At 42.8% G+C, this 17,027-nt stretch carries 18 protein-coding genes; 2 read left to right on the top strand and 16 right to left on the bottom strand.

Going from position 1 to position 17,027, the window contains the following annotated elements:
* Window positions 1-170: 170 nt before the first annotated feature.
* The 4 genes from IGJ26_RS06665 to IGJ26_RS06650 all read right to left on the bottom strand — a co-directional run bounded on the left by IGJ26_RS06665 (window position 171) and on the right by IGJ26_RS06650 (window position 4,991).
* Window positions 171-956: a DUF975 family protein gene (locus IGJ26_RS06665; protein WP_228085134.1), complete on the bottom strand. Its 786-nt coding sequence runs from the start codon at window positions 954-956 to the stop codon at window positions 171-173.
* Between the two features lie 9 nt (window positions 957-965).
* Window positions 966-2,048, bottom strand: a complete 1,083-nt coding sequence (locus IGJ26_RS06660) for a M42 family metallopeptidase (protein ID WP_008381585.1) — start codon at window positions 2,046-2,048, stop codon at window positions 966-968.
* Between the two features lie 134 nt (window positions 2,049-2,182).
* Window positions 2,183-4,237: an FtsX-like permease family protein gene (locus tag IGJ26_RS06655; protein WP_005236604.1), complete on the bottom strand. Its 2,055-nt coding sequence runs from the start codon at window positions 4,235-4,237 to the stop codon at window positions 2,183-2,185.
* On the bottom strand, window positions 4,227-4,991 hold the full coding sequence (locus tag IGJ26_RS06650; RefSeq protein ID WP_005236606.1) for an ABC transporter ATP-binding protein: 765 nt from the start codon (window positions 4,989-4,991) through the stop codon (window positions 4,227-4,229). Before IGJ26_RS06650 ends, IGJ26_RS06655 begins: the two co-directional genes overlap by 11 nt.
* Before the next feature lie 286 nt (window positions 4,992-5,277).
* Between IGJ26_RS06650 and nrdD the strand changes: the two genes are divergently transcribed.
* Window positions 5,278-7,473, top strand: a complete 2,196-nt coding sequence (gene nrdD / locus IGJ26_RS06645; protein ID WP_005236607.1) for an anaerobic ribonucleoside-triphosphate reductase — start codon at window positions 5,278-5,280, stop codon at window positions 7,471-7,473.
* Between the two features lie 80 nt (window positions 7,474-7,553).
* Complete coding sequence (gene nrdG, locus IGJ26_RS06640; RefSeq protein ID WP_005236608.1) at window positions 7,554-8,150, top strand: anaerobic ribonucleoside-triphosphate reductase activating protein; 597 nt, start codon at window positions 7,554-7,556, stop codon at window positions 8,148-8,150.
* 136 nt (window positions 8,151-8,286) lie between these two features.
* Here the strand turns inward: nrdG and IGJ26_RS06635 are convergent, their stop codons facing one another.
* The 12 genes from IGJ26_RS06635 to IGJ26_RS06580 form a co-directional block, all read right to left on the bottom strand.
* Window positions 8,287-8,943, bottom strand: a complete 657-nt coding sequence (locus tag IGJ26_RS06635) for a DNA alkylation repair protein (protein WP_016621224.1) — start codon at window positions 8,941-8,943, stop codon at window positions 8,287-8,289.
* Between the two features lie 20 nt (window positions 8,944-8,963).
* Window positions 8,964-10,088: a DNA polymerase IV gene (gene dinB, locus IGJ26_RS06630; protein ID WP_016621225.1), complete on the bottom strand. Its 1,125-nt coding sequence runs from the start codon at window positions 10,086-10,088 to the stop codon at window positions 8,964-8,966.
* A gap of 150 nt (window positions 10,089-10,238) precedes the next feature.
* Window positions 10,239-10,580: a P-II family nitrogen regulator gene (locus tag IGJ26_RS06625; RefSeq protein WP_005229830.1), complete on the bottom strand. Its 342-nt coding sequence runs from the start codon at window positions 10,578-10,580 to the stop codon at window positions 10,239-10,241.
* Window positions 10,581-10,596: 16 nt separating this feature from the next.
* Complete coding sequence (locus IGJ26_RS06620; RefSeq protein ID WP_005236611.1) at window positions 10,597-11,814, bottom strand: ammonium transporter; 1,218 nt, start codon at window positions 11,812-11,814, stop codon at window positions 10,597-10,599.
* Window positions 11,815-11,986: 172 nt separating this feature from the next.
* On the bottom strand, window positions 11,987-12,847 hold the full coding sequence (gene rsmI, locus IGJ26_RS06615; RefSeq protein WP_005236618.1) for a 16S rRNA (cytidine(1402)-2'-O)-methyltransferase: 861 nt from the start codon (window positions 12,845-12,847) through the stop codon (window positions 11,987-11,989).
* Window positions 12,848-12,921: 74 nt separating this feature from the next.
* The gene (locus tag IGJ26_RS06610; RefSeq protein ID WP_077452675.1) at window positions 12,922-13,269 is read right to left on the bottom strand and encodes a DNA replication initiation control protein YabA; all 348 of its coding nucleotides are present in this window, start codon (window positions 13,267-13,269) and stop codon (window positions 12,922-12,924) included.
* 19 nt (window positions 13,270-13,288) lie between these two features.
* Window positions 13,289-14,089, bottom strand: coding sequence for a PSP1 domain-containing protein (locus IGJ26_RS06605; protein ID WP_005236620.1), 801 nt, complete (start codon window positions 14,087-14,089; stop codon window positions 13,289-13,291).
* Window positions 14,090-14,118: 29 nt separating this feature from the next.
* A complete protein-coding gene (gene holB, locus IGJ26_RS06600) occupies window positions 14,119-15,051 on the bottom strand; it encodes a DNA polymerase III subunit delta' (RefSeq protein ID WP_005236622.1) in 933 nt (310 codons plus the stop codon).
* 14 nt (window positions 15,052-15,065) lie between these two features.
* Entirely contained in the window at window positions 15,066-15,395 is a 330-nt protein-coding gene (locus tag IGJ26_RS06595; protein WP_005229817.1) for a cyclic-di-AMP receptor, read from the bottom strand.
* A 32-nt stretch (window positions 15,396-15,427) separates the two neighbouring features.
* Complete coding sequence (tmk, locus tag IGJ26_RS06590; protein WP_005229815.1) at window positions 15,428-16,075, bottom strand: dTMP kinase; 648 nt, start codon at window positions 16,073-16,075, stop codon at window positions 15,428-15,430.
* A gap of 20 nt (window positions 16,076-16,095) precedes the next feature.
* Complete coding sequence (recR, locus tag IGJ26_RS06585; protein WP_005229813.1) at window positions 16,096-16,692, bottom strand: recombination mediator RecR; 597 nt, start codon at window positions 16,690-16,692, stop codon at window positions 16,096-16,098.
* Window positions 16,693-16,706: 14 nt separating this feature from the next.
* Window positions 16,707-17,021, bottom strand: coding sequence for a YbaB/EbfC family nucleoid-associated protein (locus tag IGJ26_RS06580; RefSeq protein ID WP_005236633.1), 315 nt, complete (start codon window positions 17,019-17,021; stop codon window positions 16,707-16,709).
* Window positions 17,022-17,027: the final 6 nt, after the last annotated feature.

Below are 17,027 nucleotides of genomic sequence, written 5' to 3'. Positions count from 1 at the left end.
TTCTTTTATGCTATCACATCTCAGCTGATTTGACTAAAATCTGACCATTTTTTTTTGCGAAAAAGGATCAAGAAAATGAGAAAAAAACGACGTCTATTGATGAATCCCTTGAATGAGTGTTCTACTCTATCCTTAAGGAACCATTCCAATGGTACGTCGTCTTTTTTTACTTATCTGATCAGCGCTCGTTGTTCATTGATCAATTCTTCATAGAATGCTGCGTTGACCGCATACGCATAGGCGTTTGCCCACAACATCCCAATCATAAGCGCCAAGAAACCCAGAATAAACCAGCCAATCAATGATAATTGCAGCCAAATGTATTGGCCCAGATGCGGTCGCAAGAGAGCGAAAGCTGCTTTAATTGATTGAAGGACTCCTAATTCAGGCTGATCATAGCGCAGATAGATTGCTAATTGGATCACACCGGTAACAACTTGCGACAAAAAGAAGAACAAGATGATGGAGAGAATCGTCCCAACCACAAAAGCGATCGAACCGTTAAACATCGATACATCAATAGAAATTCCCCGATTAAAATTGAATACCAAGCCCAAATATTGATTAAGGCCTGATAAGACAAATTGCGGTAAGAAAATCGCAAAACTCAAAAGATAATTTAAAAGCGCGCTCACTAAGTTTAATAACAAAAACGGTACATACAGACGCTTATCAAAGACGAGAAAAATATCCGCCACCTGGATTCCTCTGCCACGAACCAGATAGAGTGCCATAATACTCAATGCTACCGAAAACGCAAAGAAGACAAAATTGTCCAAGATCAGATCGATCCAGCTCTCTGCATTGTTTGCACCAAAAGAAGTCCCAATACTACTAAAAAGCGAGCTGACCACCGCTTGTACGGCAACCGTCGCTAAAATACTTAAGACGAACGTTCCCCAGAATCCGCGCAAGGAGTTTTTAGCCGTCTCACGAATCATTGTGTTTGATCTCATAAGCTCACCTTAATAACTGCGCAATGCTTTAACGGTTTTATCGTCTAAGCGGCGAACCACTTCCGTTACAAGCTTGACTGTATTGAAGTAGTCATCCTCATGAATGACAGAAGTATGAGAATGCAGGTAACGAACGGGCACGGTAATAGCGATCGAAGGGACCCCATCACGAGTCAAATGCATTTGACCAGCATCGGTTCCTCCACCAGTGATCACGGTATATTGGAAAGGAATTTCCATCTCTTCGGCGACATCGATCACAAAATTCAATAATTTCTTGTGAGGAATCATGGAAGCATCGAAAATCAAGACTTGTGGGCCTTTCCCTAACACAGAATCCGCTTCTTTTGGCGTCATTCCAGGTGTGTCCCCAGCAGTACCAGTATCTAGGGCGATAGCGATATCAGGATTCACTAAATGAGTGCTTGTTCGCGCACCTCTTAGGCCAACTTCTTCCATCACGTCACTGCCGGCAAACAAGCAGTTTGGATGTCCTTCTGCTGCCAAGGTTTCTAATACCCGCAGTGATACCGCCGTACCGATTCGATTGTCCCAAGCTTTTGCTAGCAAAAATTTGCTGTCGTTCATCCGTTTGTATTGGATATAAGGGGTGATCATGTCTCCAGGACGGATGCCCCAGCCTTTGGCTTCCTCTTCGCTTGACGCGCCAATATCGATGAACATATCTTTGATATCGTAAGGTTTGTTTCGAGTCTCTGGACTCAACACATGGGGTGGTTTTGAGCCGACGACACCGTGGATCACTTTGCCTTCATTGGTTTTGATCTCCACTTGCTGTGCCAGCATCACTTGCCCCCACCAGCCCCCAAGGGTTTGAAATTCAATAAAGCCTTTTTCTGTGATTTTTGTTACCATAAAGCCGACTTCATCCATATGTCCCGAAATAAAAATTTTCGGACCGCCGCCATCACCAACATGTTTGGCAATGACACTTCCTAAACCATCAAAAAAGATATCTTCAGCAAAGTCTTTGGCATATTCTTTAAAGACTTCACGCACTTCCTCCTCATTCCCAGGAACCCCACGTGCAGTCGTTAGGTCTATTAAAAGCTGTTCTTCTTTTTTCTCCATTTCGCTTCCTCCTTTGTCTCGTTGATTATGATTATACCATTCTCTTAATCTGGTACCAGAGGGAAATACAAAAAGATTGGTTAAATGAAAAAAACGCTCCTAGTTTCCTAGAATCGTTTTATCGTATAAATAGATCAAGTTTCAATAATCCGCAGACACAGCTTGACGGTAATCAAATAGGCAAACAGATAGACGACTGCTGCCACTGCTGCAAACAAATGAGCAACCCAATACCCGGGACTATCGATGATCTGTGTGAAAGTATTGATGGCAAATACCGCATGCAAAATCGCCAATAAGGTGCCAGGCATAAAAATCCAAATGTTTTGCCAGTACACCAACTTGCGCACTTCATTACGGGTGTAGCCTAATTTTGTCAATAGTCGGTAATTGTACTTTTCCCGCTCCGTGTTAGAAAATTGCCGAACGATCAAACTACTAGACGTGGTGATCAAAACGATCACCCCAACAAATAGCGATACGAACAAAATGATTCCTGCTTGTCGTCGCACCCCGCGCATTGTTGTAAAGCGATTGGCTAACGTTAGCCGATATGCGGTCGTCTGACCACTATCACTACTTGAATCCCGAGCGGTCTCTGGATAAAAGCGTACGTTTTTTTGGTCGTCGCTAAATTCATAGGTCAATGGATGCGCCCACTCGATTGGCAGCTCTTCATCCAACAACTGTGTCAGCGCGTCTGTTTGCACCTTTTCGGTCTGTAAATAAGCAATGGTATAGGTGAATCCTTTGATTTGTTGGTACGCCTCATCTTGAATGACAAGGACATTGGGTAAAGAATAGCGTAAAGCACTATCACCAAAATAATCTTGTTCGGCTTGAATGAGTTTAAAATTATGCTGACTGCCGACTTTGACTTCATCGCGATATGTGATAAATGAACGAGTTACGTCGTATTGACTGTCAAAAAGTACAGCTTGCTTATCAGTACTCAGTCGAATCTCAGGAGCACCCGGAACCAGTTTTCGCAGACGCTGATAATCCGAAAGTGCCACCAGATTCACCATCATATTTTCGACACTTTCATCTTGCAATTCTCCTAGGTAGCGTGTCTGCACCGTCATATTGGTCATTTTGTAGGGAATTGCTTGTTCCGCTGTAATTGGCACATCCGACTTTTCTAAAAGGGTACGCAAGGCCCCTGCCTGCTCTCCTGACACCTGAAAGGAAGTTGGATAGATACGGTTCGTTGCTTGGTAATTCAAAGAGATGACCCCCATTGTTCCCCCTATCAATGAAATCGCGATTGCAGTGATAATCGTCAAAAGGGCGTAGCTTTTCCACGTCCTTTGCAAGTAAGCACGCACGTTATTGTAAGCAATCAACTTCGCCCCTTTGATAAGGCGTTTTTTTGGTTTACTCAAAAAATACAACAGTGCTGGCAAGGAACAATCAAAAAAGAGATAGGTTGCCGTTATACAGCAAAATAGAATCAGTAAAGGGATCCATAGAATCGCTGAAAAATCTTGCGTATACGTGATATAGTTGGTCCATGTTTCCCTTAGGGTCAATGACAGATAATACCCTACCCCAAGTAAAATCAGACCTAGGACCCCCATCAATGTACGAAACGGAGTCATTTTCATTTTTTTGATCGGTAAGCGGTATTCGGTCTTGATCAATTCACTCATTGGGGTACGCCAAACAAAAAGGATCACTTGAATACTCAATATAATCATTGCGGCGATAAAGACAAAGACCGTCGAAAAAATCGATTGCGGTGAATTAAAGAAATGACTGGTCAAATTTAGGCCCATTGCCCGAATCAAAATCATTGAGAAGAATTTTGAAAAAATAATTCCCATAAAGATACCGGTCACTAGAGAGAAAAAATTTAGTAAAAACGTTTCCCGTAGCAACAGCCAAGCAAGACGACCTTGCCGCAACCCCAAAAGCTGGTAAACACTGATTTCTTTTTGTCGCTGACTAAGAAAAAAATGATTGGCACTCAGCATAAAAAACAAGACGACAAAGGCAACCACACTGCTGCCGAATCCTAAAACCCCTTCAATGCGGATGTCTTGCTGGACCCGTTGATTCAGCAGACGATCATTCATCAAGGCGTTAAAGGAATAAAAAATCATCACGGCGGTCATCATACAAATAAAATACACCATATAATTGCGAAACTGCCGCAAAAAACTCCGCCAGCCGATTTTAAACAACATGGCGCGGACCGCCTCCAATCGTAGCCTGCATATCGATGATTTTTTCGAAAAATTCCTGACGGCTGCCTTTTTTGACAACTTCCGCAAAGAAGACACCATCGCGAATGAACAGAATCCGATTGCAGTAGCTGGCGGTAAAAGGATCGTGGGTGACCATCAAGATCGTCGTTTTTTCTTGTTGATTGATCTGCGCTAAATACCGTAACAATTCTGTTGCCGCTTTTGAATCAAGGGCTCCCGTGGGTTCATCAGCAAAAAGGACCGCCGGACGACTGATGATCGCCCGAGCAGCAGCGACCCTTTGTTTTTGCCCTACAGACAATTCTTCTGGGTAGCGATCCAACAAGTGTTCGATCCCTAACAAATTGGCCGTCTCCTCGATACGTACTTGGGTTTCCTTCACGGGCAAACGATCAATCGCTAAAGGCAGCAAAATATTGTCTCTGGCTGTCAATGTCTCTAAAAGATTAAAATCTTGAAAGATGAAGCCAATCTGCTGACGGCGAAAATCGCTGAGGGCTTTTTCCGACATTCGGGTAATGTCTTTGCCATCGATATAGATCGAGCCTAAGCTAGGTCGCATGATTGAAGACAAAAGATTCATCAAGGTCGTTTTCCCAGCACCGCTTGGCCCCATGACCCCAACAAATTCTCCTTGATCCACTGCAAAAGAAAGGTTATCTAATACTTTGGTTTGATTGAAACGGGTGCCGTAACTTTTTGTCAGATGCTTCACATCGATCATATTTTTCACACAGAACCCTCCTTTAAAAAAATTCTCTCCTTATGGTAGCATACTTTATCATTGAATACTTCTGCTTCAAAACAGAGAAAAAATATATTTAAAAAAGTTTTTATTCATTATGTGAAACATGGAACAACCAAATCCTTAATCTTATCAAGTTTTCTCGAAAACACCTCAATGAATATACACCATATATTGTGTATATCCAAAACACAAACCCTTTTCGACTACTATATATAGTTGCTCATTTCTACAATTTGTTTTATTATATTGTGGAAGATAAGGAGTGGTAGAAATGATGAACATTAAGAGAAATCCTGAGCAAGGGTTGGAAAGACAGTCCGCTTTGCGTCAGTTAAAAATCGTAAAACGTGATGGACGGCTTGTCGATTTTGATGATCAAAAAATTTATGATGCGTTAGTGAAAGCCCTGAGAAAAATCAACGGTGAGCTTTCTCCCATCGACCACGAAAAAATCACCGAGATCGTTGACAGTGTCGATCACGAGATCGCGGAACGTTTTCGTACAAATGTAAAAATCTATGAGATCCAAAATATCGTCGAGCATATCTTGTTAGCAAAAAACGAGTATGCCTTGGCTGAAGAATATATCAACTACCGGACCCATCGTGATTTCGAACGCAGCAAAGCAACAGACATCAACTTTACGATCAATAAATTGATGAATAAAGATCAATCGGTCGTCAATGAAAATGCCAATAAGGATAGTAACGTGTTCAACACACAACGTGATTTGACCGCTGGGATCGTAGGAAAATCGATTGGTTTGAAAATGCTGCCTCCTCACGTGGCAAATGCCCACCAAAAAGGCGACATTCATTACCATGACTTGGATTATCATCCATATACCCCAATGACTAACTGCTGCCTAATCGATTTTAAAGGCATGCTAAATAATGGATTTAAAATTGGGAACGCCGAAGTGGAATCGCCAAAATCGATCCAAACGGCCACCGCTCAAATCTCACAAATCATTGCAAATGTAGCATCGAGTCAATATGGTGGCTGTTCTGCTGATCGAACAGATGAATTATTGGCTCCTTTTGCTGAGTTGAATTACCAAAAACATTTAAAAGATGCCGAAGAATGGATTGAGACACCCGAACGTCGGGAAGCTTACGCGAAGAGCAAAACCCGCAAAGATATCTACGATGCAATGCAAAGTCTAGAATACGAAATCAATACGTTATTCACCTCTAACGGACAAACGCCGTTTACTTCCCTTGGCTTTGGTTTAGGAACCAACTGGTTCGAACGGGAAATTCAACGAGCGATTCTCCAAATTCGCATCAACGGGTTAGGCAGTGAAAAGCGTACTGCTATTTTCCCGAAATTGATTTTTAGTATTCGCCGTGGGGTCAACTTGGCACCTACCGATCCGAACTATGATATTAAAGAACTGGCTTTAGAATGTGCCACTAAACGGATGTATCCGGATATTTTGAATTATGATAAATTGGTTGAATTGACTGGCAGCTTTAAAGTGCCGATGGGCTGTCGTTCTTTCTTGCAAGGCTGGAAAAACGAACGTGGTGAAGAAATCAATGTCGGTCGGATGAATCTAGGTGTCGTGACATTGAATATTCCACGGATCGCCTTAGAAGCAAATGGCGATCAAGAAAAATTCTGGTCACTGCTGGAGGACCGTCTGCAAATCGTTAAAGATGCCCTTGTCTATCGAGTGGAACGCTGTAAAGAAGCGAGTCCCGCCAATGCGCCGATCCTTTATATGTATGGGGCTTTCGGTGAACGTTTGGATCGCAAAGACAATGTCAACGAATTATTCAAAAACAAACGTGCCACTGTTTCGCTTGGTTACATTGGTTTATACGAAGCTGCTTCGGCTTTTTACGGTGGAACTTGGGAACAAGACCCAGAAGCAAAGGCCTTTACGATGGCGATCGTGAAAGAATTGAAAGCTCATGCCGATGCCTGGGGCGATGAATACGGCTATCATTTCAGTGTGTACTCGACCCCTAGTGAAAGCTTGACCGATCGTTTCTGTCGCTTAGATACCGAAAAATTCGGTGAAGTTGAAAATATTACCGACAAAGAATATTATACCAATAGCTTCCACTATGATGTGCGGAAAAATCCGACACCATTTGAGAAACTTGATTTTGAAAAGGACTATCCAAAATACTGTTCTGGTGGCTTTATTCATTACTGTGAATATCCAGTCTTGCAGCAAAATCCAAAAGCGTTAGAAGCAGTTTGGGATTACGCATATGATCGGGTCGCTTATCTTGGAACAAATACCCCTATCGATCACTGTTACGAGTGCGGATATGAAGGAGACTTTAATCCAACCGAACGAGGCTTTGAATGTCCACAATGTGGCAATCACGATCCAAAAAGTTGTGATGTTGTCAAAAGAACCTGCGGGTATCTTGGAAATCCTCAAGCTCGCCCGATGGTCAACGGTCGTCACAAAGAAATCTCTGCTCGGGTCAAACATTTGCAAGAATAATCATAAAAGGAGTGTTAGATTTCTTCTACACTCCTTTTATCGAACAACCCCTGTAATTCACAATAGAAAGAAGTTTTCGTATGAGAAATCCTAAGCCCCAAGAATGGAAAGCAAACGAGTACAGTCAAAATTATATTGCTGATTACAAAGCCTTCAACTTTGTGGACGGTGAAGGCATCCGAAATAGTTTATATGTGAGCGGCTGCCTGTTTGCTTGTGAAGGCTGTTTCAACAAAGCCGTCCAAAACTTTCGCTACGGCACACCTTTTACCCAAGAGCTAGAGGATCGAATCATTGAGGATCTGCGACATGACTATGTTCAAGGACTGACCCTCCTAGGCGGCGAACCTTTCTTGAACACGACGGTCTGTCTGAAAGTTGTTGATCGCGTTCGCGCCGAATTTGGTCATAGCAAGGACATTTGGAGCTGGTCAGGCTACACTTACGAAGAACTGCTCTTGGAAACCCCTGACAAACTAGAACTTTTATCCAAAATTGATATTTTGGTGGACGGCCGTTTTGAACTCAGCAAGCGAAACCTAAACTTGCAGTTTCGTGGTAGCAGCAATCAACGAATCATTGATCTTGCTGCATCTCGAGAACAAGGAAAAGCGGTTATCTGGGCAAAGTGCAAAGATGCTGAAGCAAGCTACGAACAAATCAAAAAACAAATTTAACGACTCAAAACACCGTGCATCTTGAGATGACCCCAAAAGTTAGACCAAAAAATCGAACTTTTGGGGTCACCACATCTTCCTTCAAAGATGATGCACGGTGTTTTTTTTGTTATATAAAAATCAGTGACCAAGCTTTTTAAAGGTACTTACTTGCTTCACGAACCGTCAAAGGCGCCAGACTTTTTTGATGGCGTAGAAGAAAATCTTGGACCCACTGAGGATTCGTCTTGGCATAGTCTCGCAAGCTCCAGCCAATGGCTTTGTTGATAAAGAATTCAGAACTCCCCAAATTGTTGACAAGGATCTCTTCAAGTAATGGTCGATCCATCTGTTCTTTTTGCAACAATTGGTGAAGAATCGCCACTCGCCGTAGCCAAAGATTATCCTCAAGACTCCAACGAAGCATCTCAACCTTTAACGCTGGCAGTCGGCGAACAAGCTTTCTGACGACCTCACTTAGTGCGTCCACGCTATCCCACCAAGATTTCGTTATGACTAACTGTTCAATTTTTGCTAGATCAACGGCTGATAAAAAGGGCTCCAGCGCCACTAAATAATCAATCGCAAGGTACTGGTGTTCCCGATAGCTGCTTTGCCAACATTGATCGATAAATTCCCAATCGATTCGTTTCATTTGTTTTGCTACTTTAAAGGCTGCTTTTTCCTGCTGACGGCGCAACGGTGTAGGGATGCCTAAAAACTCAAACTGATGCCGCATATAGGCGGCCATTTTTTCCCTTCGTTCTTCATCAGCCAAAGCAATCATCGTTTCATATACTTGATAGATCGTCATATTGGTCCTCCTTTTTAGGTCTACTGATCGTCAGATGTTTGCCATAAAGGCAGTACGATATTTTCATAGGTCAGAGGATCGAGATTTGTGACGGTGATTCCCAAAAGACGAATGCCTTTTTCAAGACCTAAAATCTCTTCCCAAATGAGACTGGCTTCCGAAAATAACTGTTCTTTTTTATGAACGTAAATCGGCAAAGTCACTCGTTTAGTGATCGTAGAGTAATCACTGTAACGGACTTTCAACACGACTGTTTTGCCATGTTTCTGTGTGCGCTTTAGTGATCTCTCAACTTCTTCTGCGATGGCGCGTAATTGACTTAAGACTTGTTCTTCACTCGTTAATGGATTGCCGTATGTATGCTCCTTACCGACTGATTTTCGTTCTCTGGTCACACTGACTGGTGAATCATGGATTCCTCTAACTTTACGATACAAAGAATACCCCATTTTGCCAAATTCGCGGATCAACGCCATCTCACTCCAAGTGTATAGATCTGCTCCTGTAAAAATGCCTAACTCATGCATCCTGGGGACAGTTTTCTTCCCGATCCCATGAAATTTATCGATGGGTAGTTGTTGTAAAAAGGCCACTGCCTCATCCGGCATCACCACTGTTAACCCTCGTGGTTTATGATAATCCGAGGACAATTTTGCCAAAAATTTGTTGTAACTGACGCCTGCCGAACAAGTCAAATGGGTCTCATGCCAGATGTCTCGCTGAATCAGACGAGCGATCTTAATTGCTGAAGGACAGTTGATTTTGTTCACTGTGACGTCCAGATACGCTTCATCAATTGAAACTGGTTCGATGATGTCGGTGTATCGGTGAAAAATTTCTCTGACTTGCTGGGACACTTCACGATACTTTTGATGATTCCCCGGTTTAAAAATCGCTTGCGGACAAAGCTCGTAGGCTTTTTGTGCGCTCATTGCCGAATGGATGCCATATTGTCGCGCCAGATAATTCGCTGTCGTGACCACTCCTCGGCCGCCGGTATCACTTGGGTGACGGGCAATGACAAGGGGATGCTTGGCCAGCTCAGGATCATCCCGTTCTTCCACCGAAGCAAAAAAAGCATCCATATCAATATGAATAATTTTGCGGCTCGTATCATTTTTTAAGGGAAATTGCAGTTCCGACATCGTTGCTCACCTCGCTTCTTATTATAAACGAACAGAAGTTCCCTATCAAGCAAGGAATCAAGACAAAGACGCAAAAAGGACCAATTTTCATTGGCCCTTCCCTATACGTTCGCTACTTTTGCTGCACGGTTCATGACCCAAGAAGTTCTGCTATAAGGCAGCTTCTCCTCGTTCATTGGTGCGAATCCGAATCGCTTCTTCCAAAGGGTAGACGAATATTTTGCCATCACCGACTTCATCTGTCCGACAGATCGATACAATCAGCTCAATCACGGCATCGACTTTTTCATCTGCCAAAACAAAGCGGACATTTACTTTCGGTAAGAGAGTCGTGATCACTTCTTGGCCACGAATAAACTCTTTTAACCCTTTTTGATTGCCACACCCGAGAACTTGACTGACCGTCATCCCACTGATCAGATCCGATTGATCCAAAGCGGCTTTTAGCTCCTCTAATTTTTCTTGGCGAATAATCGCTTCAACTTTTTTCATGACTGCTCCTCCACTCTTAAGAATCTAACCCCATAAAGGTAGGATAGGCCGTTTCATCATGTTCGATCCGATCCATCCCCACCGCTTCTTCTTGCTGAGATACGCGAATCGGCATCACCCATTTGATCAAGGTAATTATGACAAAGGATAGGATACCAGCGAACAAAATCGTAAATACGATACTTTCGGCTTGTGCGATAAAAAGATCAACACCGCCATAAAGCAATCCTGAATGTCCACCAACAGCGGGATCGGCAAAGATCCCGGTCATCAAACCACCGAAGATTCCGCCTACCCCGTGACAACCAAAGGCATCCAATGCATCATCTAACCCTAATCGATGTTTGATGACGGAAATAAAGAAGTAACAAAACGGACTGACTAAAGCGCCAATGATAAAGGAAGACCAAAGGGAGACAAACCCCGCCCCTGGTGTGATGGCAACTAAGCCCACCACTGCACCTGTACAAGCACCGACGATTGTCGGTTTTCCCACGACGATTTTTTCGATCAGCATCCAAGAAAGCATCGCACTGGCTGCTGCTGTATTCGTGGTCATTAGGGCGTGGATCGCTAGACCATCAGCTGCTAACGCAGAGCCAGCATTAAAGCCAAACCAGCCAAACCATAAAAGACCGGCACCTAGTACAACAAAGGGAATATTATGAGGACGATATTCGGTTTGATGAAATTCTCGTCGCTTACCGACAACGATCGCTAAGACTAGCCCACTGATTCCCGAACTGATGTGAACGACATTGCCTCCTGCAAAGTCGATCGAGCCGATCGCATCTAAGAAGCCACCGCCCCACACCATATGCGCCATTGGAAAATACACGAAAACCAGCCAGAAGCCAATAAATAGAAAAATAGCAGAGAACCGCATTCTTCCAACGACTGATCCAGTGATAATCGCCGTTGTGATCAAAGCAAACATCATTTGAAAGGCAGCAAACAACCCTTCTGGAATTCCCTCTCCTTCTGACATCGAAACATGATTGAAAAAGACTTTGTCTAAATTGCCAATAAATGATCCTGTCCCGCTAAAGGATAATGTATACCCTAGAGCGACCCAGAGGACGGACGCCAAGCCCATCGTACAAATCACCATCATCATGGTATTGAGGATGTTTTTGCGTCGTTCCAATCCTCCATAAAAAAATGCCAATGCTGGAGTCATTAGAAAAACCATACCGCTACAAATTAAAATAAATGCAATATTCCCTGTATCCATTTTACACGCCTCCCTTTCTATATGTTAGCTATCCTAACACCATATTTTCGAATAAGCTAGATTTTTCTGAGAAAAACATGAATTTTCTGAAAATAGCTGACTTTATATGTTAGGTAATATCACATAAGTGAGCGTGTGGTACAAAAAAATACCGAGAGAAGTCTCGGTATGATTACTCTTCTATTTGGTGATACGCTTGATAGACAAGCTGTTTCTTTACTTGATTACGTTTAGCCACTTCTTTGATTGCTTCTTTTGAGGACATTTCGGCCTCTTCCATCAAGGCAGCTACTTGTTCTGCGTAACTTCCTTCATAAACAATTTCATGTATTTCAGAAGAGCCTTCCACCAACAGACAGCATTCTCCTTTGATTGGCTGCTGCTCTAAATAGTCGATCAATTCAGAAAAGGTCCCTCGCAAGTATTCTTCATGGATTTTTGTCAATTCTCGGCAAATGACTGCCTGACGTTCACCAAATACCTCTAGCATTGTTTCAATCGTCGCTGCGATTCGATAGGGTGACTCATAAAAAATCATCGTTGCTTTCTGGGTCGCTAATTCACTCAAGGCTTGTTTTTGTTCTTTTTTCTTACGAGGTAAAAAGCCATAAAAAAGATTTGGTTGCGGCGATAAGCCTGAAGCAATCAACGCTGTCAAACCTGCCGTAGGTCCCGGAAGCGCAATCACCGCGATTCCTTCAGCTAGACAGGCCTTGACTAATTCATGCCCCGGATCACTGATGGAGGGCATACCAGCATCGCTGCATTGGGCAATGGTCTTGCCCATCTGCAGCTGTTCTACCAAATGCGGAACTCGCTCTTTATAATTGTGTTCATGTAAGCTTTTTTGCGGTGTCGAGATCTCAAAATGATTCAACAATTTCTGGGTATTGCGAGTATCTTCACTTGCGATCAGGTCCGCTTCTTTTAAAATTTTGACACAACGGACCGTCATATCTTCCAAGTTCCCGATCGGTGTCGGAACAAGATACAGTTTTCCAGTGTCTTGTTTATAACTTTGTTGCTTTTGCATGTACTGCTCCTTTCGAAAAAAAGACCAGTGGAAACTGATCTTTTTTCTAACGAACCTATTAGACTGTCAGTCAGTTATTTGCCGCTTTCACGATAGATCACTTCTAGACAAAATGCACAAGGTTCATCATGTTCTCTGCGAGAACCGTATAAGTCATAACAAACATGAAATCCTTCTTCGTAAATCTTTTCTAAATTCATTCGTGATTTAGAAAGTTCTTGTTTGACCGATTCAGCGGGTGCATCTGCCACTTGGTTCAACTCACGAATGTGTTCACGTAAGCGTTGATTTTCCAATTCTAATGTCGTATTTTTTTCGACGATTTCTTGCAAAGACTGCTTCATTTCCGCTAGATTATTTAAGGAATTTTGCAACTCCGATTCTAACTGATTCAATCCGTCATATATTGATCGTTTGTCCATGCTCATTATGGTCACCTACTTATTTTGTCACTAGTTCTTCATAATCATATTCGATTGGTGTTTGCCGATCATGCAAACGGACTTTGATCACTCGGCTCAACAGGTCCAGCCCAACCACACGTCCTTTGCCATCTGGCGTTTCAACTTCCTTGCCGCGATCCGGCAATTCTTTTTTCGCCCGCTCATATTCTTCACTTTCATACTTAAGACAGCACATCAAACGACCGCATAATCCTGAGATTTTCGCAGGATTCAAGGAAAGTCCTTGATCTTTAGCCATCTTGATGGATACAGGGATAAAATCCCCTAAAAACGTCGCACAGCATAGTTTGCGACCACAGGGCCCAACTCCGCCTAGTGCCTTCGCTTCATCCCTGACACCGATTTGGCGCAGTTCAATCCGGGTATGAAATTCACTTGCCAAGTCTTTGACTAATTCGCGAAAGTCAACACGGCTTTCTGCAGTAAACGAAAAAATCAGTTTTGTCCGCTCAAAGGTATAGGCTACTCGAATCAGTTTCATTGGCAACTGATGTGCGCGGATTTTTTCTTTTCCAATTTTTAACGCTTCATCTGCCGCCTTTTGATTGGCTGCTGCCTGTTCCAAATCTTTCTTCGTCGCCCGACGTAAGATAGGTTTGACTACCTGAGGCAAATCGCTCTCATTCATTTCTCTGCTTTTGGTGACGACTGTGGCAAGACATTTAGCATCTTGTGATTCCACGATGACTTGGTCATTTATAGTATAGGTCTGTTTTTTCGGTGTGTAAAAATAAATCTGGCCTACGTCATGATAACGCACTCCGACAACTTCGATCATCTCTGGTCTCCTTTTCCGGCTGCTGCGTTTTATCCATAGATGATTTTCACGGAAAATTGTTCTGCCACACCTTGGAAAGACACATTGGCTTGCAACTTTTTTTGTGCTTGCAATGCGGCTTCAATGGCACGATTGATCTCTTTTCCCCATAAACCTTGCCCCAACAATCGATCCCGCTCCTCTTGAAAGTAAAATAACAAGAGCAAAAAGATTTCTGATTGCTGATTTTTTTCTTTTGCTAGACCCAATAATTTTTTCTGAACAAAAATAAATGCTTGCGGGTCTTTCTTCAAAAGGTAATTCACCCAACGCTTAACAGCATCCTTAGTTTCATTAAACCATTCATCTTGCGAGATTTCAACTGCTTTATGATAACTATTGGTCAAGTGGCTTAGAAGTCGGCTTGTCTCTTTAGAAAGTCCCTCTTCTTGTAACTTTTCTTGCAGTTTTTCTTTTGACAAAGGAGAGAAATGAATGATCTGACAGCGAGACTGGATGGTTGGCAAAATACGACCAAGGCTCTCCGTTTCTAAGATCGCCAGAAAGTTTCCCACTGGTTCTTCTAAAAACTTTAGTAAACTGTTGGCAGCGCTGTTGTTCATTTTGTCAGCTTGAGACAAAATAAAGATTTTCAAACGGCTTTCAAAGCCGCTTTTTGAGAACTCCTCTTGCAGCTGTCGAATCTGGTCGACTTTGATCATCTGCCCATCAGGTTCAATTTGGATAACGTCAGGATGCTCTCCTTGGGCGATCCGTAGACAATTGCTGCATGCACCACATGGCGCTTCTTCTTGTACATTGGCACAAAAAAGGCGTTTTGCGAGCCATAGACTTAGTTCATGCTTGCCAGTCCCCTTGTCCCCTTCAAAAAGATAAGCATGAGCAATGCGCCCATGCTTGATACTTTTTTTTAGTTGGGCAAAAACAAGAGGCTGGTATTCTTGTAGAAATAACTCCTCCATGAAATGCTCCTTTTTTAATATTGATGGAATCCGTCAACTGGCAGCACGAATACGGTGGCGCCACCGACTTCGACTTCGACTGGATAAGGAACTTGACCATCTAAGGATATATCTAGTGACATCGGTGTCGAGACATATTGCTTTCTTGATTGACAGGTTTTTTTAATCAATTCTAACGCATCTTGCACACGGTCATCTTCAATACCAATGATAAACGTACTATTACCAGCCTTTAAAAAACCACCCGTTGATGACAATTTTGTAGCACGGATATTGGCATCAATAAACTCATTTGCCAAACGATTACTGTCTTTGTCTTGTACGATTGCCATAATTAATTTCATGGGACCATCTCCTTTGTGTTATCCAACCTACCCTAGATTGATTTGAAGTAAGCAGGATACGATTCAACGATTGCTGAATAGCTGGATTCAACAACTTCTTGTAACCCCATTCTAGCATCAATCTTATGAATGCGTACAGGATTTTCTTCCGCTAGCTTTAGATACGCATGACGAACCCGTTGATGAAACTCCAATCCTTCCGAATCTAGTCGGTCATATTGATGTGCACGATTTTCTTGGATGCGACGCAAGCCAGTATCAGAGTCAACATCTAGATACAAGGTAAAATCAGGGGTCGTTCCTTCCGTCGCAAACTCGTTGATCCGTGCGATCTCAGGAATCCCGATGCGACGTCCAGCTCCTTGATAGGCAAGCGAACTGTCAACAAAGCGGTCACAGATCACGATGTGTCCGGCGTTCAATGCCGGCAGGACAACCTCAATCAAGTGTTGGCGGCGTGCCGCTGCATAAAGTAAAGCTTCGGTCCGCTCATCCATTTCTTCATTTCGCGGATCTAAAATAATTTTACGAATTTTTTCAGCGATTTTAACTCCGCCAGGTTCTCTTGTTTTAACGATTTTTCTTGTTGCTTCAAGCTGTAACCGAGGATACAATTCTTCGATCACACTGGTTTTTCCAGCACCATCCGGTCCTTCGATGGTTATAAACAATCCATTCACCCTAATTGCCTCCAATATCTTTATAATTCTCGGCGACCTTCTACTGCTTTTAGCAAGGTCACTTCATCCGCGTATTCAATATCGCTGCCCACAGATAAGCCATGAGCCAAACGCGTGACTTTAATACCGGCAGGCTTGATCAAACGCGACATATACATCGCCGTCGCTTCGCCTTCCGTGGTCGCATTGGTCGCAATGATCACTTCTTTGACCTGATCATCATGCAGCCGCTGTATCAGGGATGCAATGTTGATATCTTCTGGACCTGTCCCTTCCATCGGGGATAACACGCCATGCAGCACATGATAAAGTCCATGATACTCGCGGACTTTTTCTAATGCCATGACATCTTTAGGCTCTTCAACTACTAAAATCGTTTCTTTGTCTCTTGTGGGATCACTGCAGATTTCACAAGGATCTTCTTCCGTTATATTTCCGCAAATACTGCAAAAGTGCAAATCTCGTTTAACACTAAGCAACGATTTAGCAAACTCATTGACGACTTCTTCTTTCATATCAATCGTATAAAATGCCAAACGTGTTGCGGTTTTTTGTCCAATTCCCGGCAGTTTCATGTAACTGTCGATCAATCGGGCGATCGGTTCAGGATATTGCACCGTCATTTCTCCTTTTATAGACCCGGAATGTTTCTTGTATATTTGCCCATTGTTTGTTCCGATTCTTTTTCAATTTTCTTTAATCCGTCATTGATGGCTAAAATGATCATATCTTGCAGCATTTCCACATCGTCAGCATCAACGATTGCTTCATTGATAGCAATGTCTTGTAACGTCTTATCGCCAGTAAAGGTCGCTTTGACATAGCCATTTGTCGATTCGCCGATAAATTCTTTGCTGTTTAGTGCTTCTTGTTCTTTCATCATTTCTTTTTGCATTTTTTGCATTTGTTTCATCATGCCTTGCATATTTCCCATGCCTCGCATCATTATTCA

It is taken from the genome of Enterococcus sp. AZ095a (assembly GCF_050546735.1).
GTDB classification, from domain to species: domain Bacteria; phylum Bacillota; class Bacilli; order Lactobacillales; family Enterococcaceae; genus Enterococcus_D; species Enterococcus_D entomosocium.
This window is presented reverse-complemented; position numbering and strand designations above follow the sequence as displayed.

Coding starts and splice junctions, on each gene's coding strand:
- IGJ26_RS06620 (WP_005236611.1), bottom strand. CDS start 11,814: ATGGATACAGGGAATATTGCATTTATTTTAATTTGTAGCGGTATGGTT.
- nrdD (WP_005236607.1), top strand. CDS start 5,278: ATGATGAACATTAAGAGAAATCCTGAGCAAGGGTTGGAAAGACAGTCC.
- IGJ26_RS06660 (WP_008381585.1), bottom strand. CDS start 2,048: ATGGAGAAAAAAGAAGAACAGCTTTTAATAGACCTAACGACTGCACGT.
- IGJ26_RS06635 (WP_016621224.1), bottom strand. CDS start 8,943: ATGACGATCTATCAAGTATATGAAACGATGATTGCTTTGGCTGATGAA.
- nrdG (WP_005236608.1), top strand. CDS start 7,554: ATGAGAAATCCTAAGCCCCAAGAATGGAAAGCAAACGAGTACAGTCAA.
- IGJ26_RS06580 (WP_005236633.1), bottom strand. CDS start 17,021: ATGATGCGAGGCATGGGAAATATGCAAGGCATGATGAAACAAATGCAA.
- IGJ26_RS06655 (WP_005236604.1), bottom strand. CDS start 4,237: ATGTTGTTTAAAATCGGCTGGCGGAGTTTTTTGCGGCAGTTTCGCAAT.
- IGJ26_RS06605 (WP_005236620.1), bottom strand. CDS start 14,089: ATGATCGAAGTTGTCGGAGTGCGTTATCATGACGTAGGCCAGATTTAT.
- dinB (WP_016621225.1), bottom strand. CDS start 10,088: ATGTCGGAACTGCAATTTCCCTTAAAAAATGATACGAGCCGCAAAATT.
- IGJ26_RS06665 (WP_228085134.1), bottom strand. CDS start 956: ATGAGATCAAACACAATGATTCGTGAGACGGCTAAAAACTCCTTGCGC.
- IGJ26_RS06625 (WP_005229830.1), bottom strand. CDS start 10,580: ATGAAAAAAGTTGAAGCGATTATTCGCCAAGAAAAATTAGAGGAGCTA.
- IGJ26_RS06610 (WP_077452675.1), bottom strand. CDS start 13,269: ATGGACAAACGATCAATATATGACGGATTGAATCAGTTAGAATCGGAG.
- holB (WP_005236622.1), bottom strand. CDS start 15,051: ATGGAGGAGTTATTTCTACAAGAATACCAGCCTCTTGTTTTTGCCCAA.
- rsmI (WP_005236618.1), bottom strand. CDS start 12,847: ATGCAAAAGCAACAAAGTTATAAACAAGACACTGGAAAACTGTATCTT.
- IGJ26_RS06595 (WP_005229817.1), bottom strand. CDS start 15,395: ATGAAATTAATTATGGCAATCGTACAAGACAAAGACAGTAATCGTTTG.